This window comes from Ideonella azotifigens (genome assembly GCF_006519715.1).
GTDB classification, from domain to species: Bacteria; Pseudomonadota; Gammaproteobacteria; order Burkholderiales; family Burkholderiaceae_C; genus Ideonella; species Ideonella azotifigens.
This window is the reverse complement of sequence record NZ_VIDT01000375.1, coordinates 1-5476: the sequence shown is the minus strand read 5'-3', so window position 1 is coordinate 5476 and position 5476 is coordinate 1. Positions and strand designations below refer to the sequence as shown.

Genomic DNA, 5476 nt, shown 5'->3' with positions numbered 1-5476 from the left:
GCCCGCCCCGCGGGCTGACTAGACTGGCGCTTTCGCCCACAACATCAGGAGACACCCCGTGATCACGCTCTGCGGCTTCGCACTTTCGAACTACTACAACAAGGTCAAGATGGTGCTGCTGGAAAAGCAGATCCCGTTCGTCGAGGAACGGGTCATGGGCGCCAAGGGGGAAGACGTGCTGAGCTGCTCGCCGCTGGGCAAGGTGCCGTTCATCCGCACCGCGCAGGGCAACCTCTGCGAGAGCCAGACCATCGTCGAATACCTCGAAGCCACCTACCCTCAGCCGGCCCTCGCGCCGGCCGATGCCTGGGGCCAGGCCAAGGTCCGCGAGCTGACGACCTTCATCGACCTGCACCTGGAACTGGTGGCGCGCGAGCTGTACCCGCAGGCGTTTTTCGGTGGCACCGTCAGCGAAGGCAACCAGGCACGGCTGCGCAAGCTGCTGGTGCGCAACATCGCAGCCTTCCAGCGCCTGGCGAAGTTCGCGCCTTACGTGGCCGGCGAACAGTTCACCACGGCGGACTGCGCCGCCTTTGTCTCGCTGCCCCTGGTGGCGCTGTCCACCAAGCTGGTGCTGGGCGAAGACCTGCTGGCTGCCGGCGGCGTCAACTGGAAAGCCTATGTGCAGCTGGTCGGCCAGCGGCCCAGCGCGCAGCGGGTCACGGCCGACCGCGTGGCCGAGCAGGAGTCGCAGCTGGCCGCACTGAAGGGCAGCAAGCCGGCCTGAGTTTTCCGAAGCGCTGCCAAAGCCGGGTACGCCCGGCTTTTTTTCGCCCCTACCGCCGGCAATACTTATCAGTAGACAAATTGAACTGATCAGTATCAAAATTGAACCAGTCAGTTTTATGCCGCCGGGTCCGCCTGGGCGGGTTCGCTGCACCGCGTCATTTGTTACAACTCCGGGGTGAAAAAAGATGGAACCAACCGAACACGGGCCTGTCAGACAGACGTGGGTTGGGTTTTGGCACTTCGGTGCCTACCCCGGTCTCAGGCTGGCAACACCTGGGGCTGTCTTCTTAAAGCCGCGCAGCCTGTCAGTTGATCTGGCTGTCACCCGGGAGGGCCTCTCCTCCTCCCTCCCTCCCTGTTGCGCTCCCGGGCGCTGCGCGGCTTCCTTCTTCTCCCCACCCGAGCCCCCCTGGCCCGCAAGCGCGGTGTCCCGGCTCCCGGCTCGACCACACACCCCGTCTTCCGCCTTGCGCCTTGTGTGCAGGAGTCGTTCGTGAGCGCCCGCATCGCCGTCGTCGGCGCCGGCGTCTCCGGTCTGTGTGCGGCCTGGCAGCTGCAACGTGAATTGCCCCAAAGCCGGGTCACGCTGTTTGAAGCCGAAGCCCGCTGCGGCGGCCACGCCCACACCGTGGACCTGGCGCTGAACGGCGTGCGCCACGGCGTGGACACCGGCTTCCTGGTCTACAACGAGCGCACCTACCCGGGCCTGATCGCGCTGTTCGAGGCGCTGCAGGTGCCAACCGCAGCGGCGGAGATGTCGTTTTCGGTCCAGTCCGCCGGGCTGGAATGGAGCGGCAGCTCGCTCAACACCGTGTTCGCCCAGCGCCGCAACCTGGTCTCTCCGGCGTTCTGGGGCATGCTTGCCGACCTGCTGCGCTTCAACCGCCTTTGCACCGCGCTGGCCCAATCCGGTGACGATGCGGCGCTGGCCATGCCGATTGCCGAATTCCTGGCGGTGCATCGCTTCGGTGAGCGCTTCCGGCTCGACTACCTGCTGCCGATGGTGGCCTGCATCTGGTCCTGCCCGGTCGAGCAGATGCTGCAGTTCCCGGTCGGCACGCTGATCCGCTTCTGCCACAACCACGGCCTGCTGCAGGTGCAGGACCGGCCGCAGTGGTACACGGTGCGCGGCGGCTCCCGGGTCTATGTGGACAAGCTGCGCGCGCAGCTGGCCGATGTGCGCACCGGCCACACGGTGCAGGCGGTGCGCCGGCTGCCCCCCGGCTCCGGCCTGGGCGGCGTGATGCTGGATGGCCTGCGCGCAGACGGCACGGCCCACAGCGAGCGCTTCGACGAAGTCGTGCTGGCCTGCCACAGCGACCAGGCGCTGGCGCTGCTGCCAGACGCCAACGGCGACGAACGCCAGTTGCTGGGCGCCATCCGCTACCACGCCAACCGCGCAGTGCTGCACACCGACGCCTCGCTGCTGCCGCGCCGCAAGCTCGCCTGGGCCGCCTGGAACTACGAACGTGCCGCGGGGCAGGACCAGGAACGCAGCCACGTCTGCCTGCACTACCTGCTGAACCGGCTTCAGCCGCTGCCCTGGCAAGCGCCGGTGATCGTTTCGCTGAACCCGGTGCGCGAGCCGCACCCGGCCACCGTGCATAGCGAGTTCGACCATGCACACCCGGTGTTCGACCAGGCCGCGGTGGCGGCCCAGCAGGCCTTGCCGCGCATCCAGGGCGCCAGCCACGTCTGGTTCTGCGGTGCCTGGACACGCTACGGCTTCCATGAAGACGGCCTGCAGTCCGGCCTGGCCGTGGCCCGCGCGCTGGCAGCCACGCAGGGCGCCCAGTCCTGGCCGCTGAGCGCCTGAAAGCCGCATGTCGACCGCCAAGCTTCCCGACTCACAAGCCCTGCTGGGCATTGGCGAGGTGCGGCACCAGCGGCTGCGGCCGGTCGCCCATGGTTTTGCCTACCCCAGCTTCTTCCTGCTGCTGCCGATGCGCACGCTGCGCCGCCAGCCCTGCACCGCCTTGCCCCGCAACCGCTTCGGCCTGATCGCCTTCCATGACCGCGACCATGGCGACGGCGGGGCCGACAGCCTGGCCTGGGTCGAGGGCTTGCTGGCGCGCGAAGGCCTGCTGGCCCAAGCGGACGGTGAGGTCTGGCTGCACTGCCTGCCGCGCGTGCTGGGCTATGCCTTCAAGCCAGTGAGCTTCTGGTACGCGCACAGTGCGGGCGGCGCGCTGGTGGCCGTGGTCGCAGAGGTTCACAACACCTTTGGCGAGCGACATTGCTACGTGCTGCACGGCGAGCCTTGTGAGCGCCCCCAGGGCCGGGCTGCGCCCAGCCCGCCCCCCGAGGGGGTCAAGGAAACTTGGGGCGGCCCTGCGTTTCCTTGCGACACCTTGCCCTGGGGCCGTGAGCTGCAGGCGCGCAAGCAGCTGCACGTCTCGCCGTTCTGCGAGGTCACCGGCGGCTACCGCTTCCGCTTCCTGCGCAACGACCTCGGCCCGCGACCGGCAGCCCAGCCGCGCACCGTCGTGCGCATCGAACACGACGACGCCGATGGCCTGCTGCTGCGAACCAGCGTGAGTGGCGCGCTGCAGCCGCTCACGCGCGCCGCGCTGCTGGCCGTCTTCTGCCGCATGCCGCTGTTGACGCTGGGCGTCACCGCACGCATCCACTGGCAAGCCTTGCTGCTGTGGCGCAAGCGCGTGCCGTTTTTCCGCAAACCCGAAGCGCCCGCGGCCGTTGCCTCGCGCGGCGCCCCCTGGCCTGACCCTGGTGCCCGCCCATGAATGTGTCCACTGCGCCCACCGCCTCGTCTGCCCAACATGCAAGCGCCACCAAGCGCGCACAAAAGGCCAGGCCGCCGTTTGCCGCACGCCAGGTGCTGCGGCTGCTGCAAGGCCTTGGCCACGGCAACCTGACGCTGCACACGCCCGACGGCGAGCAGCTGCACTTCGGCCCGCGCGACGCGCCCGGCGCGGTGCTGCGGCTGCACGACTGGCGCGTCTTTGCCGCGGTGCTGAAGTCTGGCGACGTGGGCTTTGGCGAGGCCTACATGGCCGGAGAGTGGAGCTCGCCCGACCTGCCGGCCCTGCTGCGCCTGTTGATGGCCAACCGCGAGCAGCTCGAACGCGCTGTCTACGGCAGCTGGTGGGGCAGCCTGCTGCACCGCGTGCGCCATGCGCTGAACCGCAATTCGCGCGAAGGCAGCCGCCGCAACATCGAGGCGCATTACGACCTGGGCAATGATTTCTACCGGCTCTGGCTGGACGAAACCATGAACTACTCCAGCGCCTGGTTTGACGGCGACCTGCAGCAGCCGCTGGACCAGGCGCAGCGCGCCAAGCTTGGCCGCGCGCTGGACGCCTGTGGGCTGCGGCCGGGCCAGCGCGTGCTGGAAATCGGCTGCGGCTGGGGGGCTGTGGCCGAGGCTGCTGCGCAGCGCGGTCTGGAACTGACCGGCGTGACGCTGTCCACCGAGCAGCTGGCTTTTGCGCAAGCGCGGCTGGCCCGCCAGGGGCTGGACGGCCTGGCCAAGCTGCGCCTGCAGGACTACCGCGACGTGCCGGAAAGCGGCTTCGACGCGGTGGTCTCGATCGAGATGTTCGAAGCCGTGGGCCAGGCCTACTGGCCACAGTTCTTCCGCGGTGTGCATGCCAAGCTCAAGGCCGGCGGCCGGGCCTGCGTCCAGTCCATCACGCTGCGTGACGAGCTGTTCGAGCGCTACGCCGGCGGCACCGATTTCATCCAGCAATACGTCTTCCCCGGCGGCATGCTGCCCAGCCCCACGGCCTTCCGCGAACAGGCGGCGCAGGCGGGGCTCAGGGTGGTCGACGAAATGGCTTTCGGCCCGGACTATGCCGAGACGCTGCGCCGCTGGCGCGCCGCCTTCCTGGCCCAGGAGGAAGCCGTGCGCCGCCAGGGCTACGACGACCGTTTCCTGCGCCTGTGGGACTTTTACCTTGCCTACTGCGAGGCGGCCTTCGAGAGCGGCAACACCGACGTCATGCAGTTCACGCTGCAGCGCGACTGAGGCCGACGGCCATGGTCCAACGCCTTCGCCGTCACCTGCTTGCCGCGCTGCTGACCTTGCCCCTGTGGGCACAGGCTGCCACGCCCGCCAGCCCCCCACCGGCAGAAGTGCGCGAGGCGCTGGGCGAAGCCGCGCGAGCCCAGGGCCTGGGCCGCATGCGGTTCTTGGGCATCGCCATCTACGAGATTGCCTTGTGGGCGGCAACACCGGTCAGCGCCAGCGACTGGACCGGCAAGCCGCTGGCACTGGAGATTCGCTATGCCCACGGGCTGGACGGCGCGAAGATCGCCGAGCGCTCTCTGGACGAGATGCAGCGCCAGGGCGGCTTCAGCGCTGCCCAGGGCACGGCCTGGCTGGCGCGCATGAAGGAACTCTTTCCCGACGTGAAGCCGGGCGACCGCATCACCGGCGTGCTCGAACCCAGCCAGGCGGCGCGCTTCTACGTCAACGGCCGCGCGGTCGGTGAGCTGCGCGACGCGGCATTTGCCAACCGCTTCTTCGGCATCTGGCTGTCGGAAGCGACTTCGGAGCCTACGCTGCGCCAGCAGTTGCTGGGCCGCGCGCCGTGATCACTACCGCAGCCGCCACCCCGCCGCTGTCCGGCTGGCGCGCCGGCCTGGCCTATGGCGGGTTGGGCCTGCCGCTGGCCTTCGTGGCCCTGCCGCTCTACGTGGTGCTGCCCGAGCACTACGCACGCAGTTTCGGCGTGCCGCTGGCAAGCCTGGGCGCAGTGCTGCTGCTGGCACGTGCCGGGGACGC

5 protein-coding genes and 1 pseudogene are annotated in these 5476 nt (G+C 69.0%); all 6 read left to right on the top strand.

From position 1 onward, the window contains the following. The first annotated feature begins 58 nt into the window (after nt 1-58). Entirely contained in the window at nt 59-727 is a 669-nt protein-coding gene (locus FKP22_RS19750; RefSeq protein ID WP_141289415.1) for a glutathione S-transferase, read from the top strand. A gap of 495 nt (nt 728-1222) precedes the next feature. Beyond that, the gene (locus tag FKP22_RS19745; protein WP_141289414.1) at nt 1223-2545 is read left to right on the top strand and encodes an NAD(P)/FAD-dependent oxidoreductase; all 1323 of its coding nucleotides are present in this window, start codon (nt 1223-1225) and stop codon (nt 2543-2545) included. A gap of 7 nt (nt 2546-2552) precedes the next feature. Continuing rightward, the gene (locus tag FKP22_RS19740; protein WP_141289413.1) at nt 2553-3473 is read left to right on the top strand and encodes a DUF1365 domain-containing protein; all 921 of its coding nucleotides are present in this window, start codon (nt 2553-2555) and stop codon (nt 3471-3473) included. Next, a complete protein-coding gene (locus FKP22_RS19735; protein ID WP_141289412.1) occupies nt 3470-4717 on the top strand; it encodes an SAM-dependent methyltransferase in 1248 nt (415 codons plus the stop codon). The genes FKP22_RS19740 and FKP22_RS19735 overlap by 4 nt, the downstream gene beginning before the upstream one ends. A gap of 11 nt (nt 4718-4728) precedes the next feature. Then, nucleotides 4729-5286 (top strand): chalcone isomerase family protein, encoded by a 558-nt coding sequence (locus FKP22_RS19730; RefSeq protein ID WP_141289411.1) that lies wholly within the window; start codon nt 4729-4731, stop codon nt 5284-5286. Then, nucleotides 5283-5476, top strand: a pseudogene (locus tag FKP22_RS19725) (MFS transporter); the annotation flags it as partial. The gene FKP22_RS19730 and the pseudogene FKP22_RS19725, both read left to right, overlap by 4 nt.

Bases quoted from the DNA above. Each gene is read 5' to 3' on its own strand.
- FKP22_RS19730 (WP_141289411.1), top strand. From the start codon at position 4,729: ATGGTCCAACGCCTTCGCCGTCACCTGCTTGCCGCGCTGCTGACCTTG.
- FKP22_RS19740 (WP_141289413.1), top strand. From the start codon at position 2,553: ATGTCGACCGCCAAGCTTCCCGACTCACAAGCCCTGCTGGGCATTGGC.
- FKP22_RS19735 (WP_141289412.1), top strand. From the start codon at position 3,470: ATGAATGTGTCCACTGCGCCCACCGCCTCGTCTGCCCAACATGCAAGC.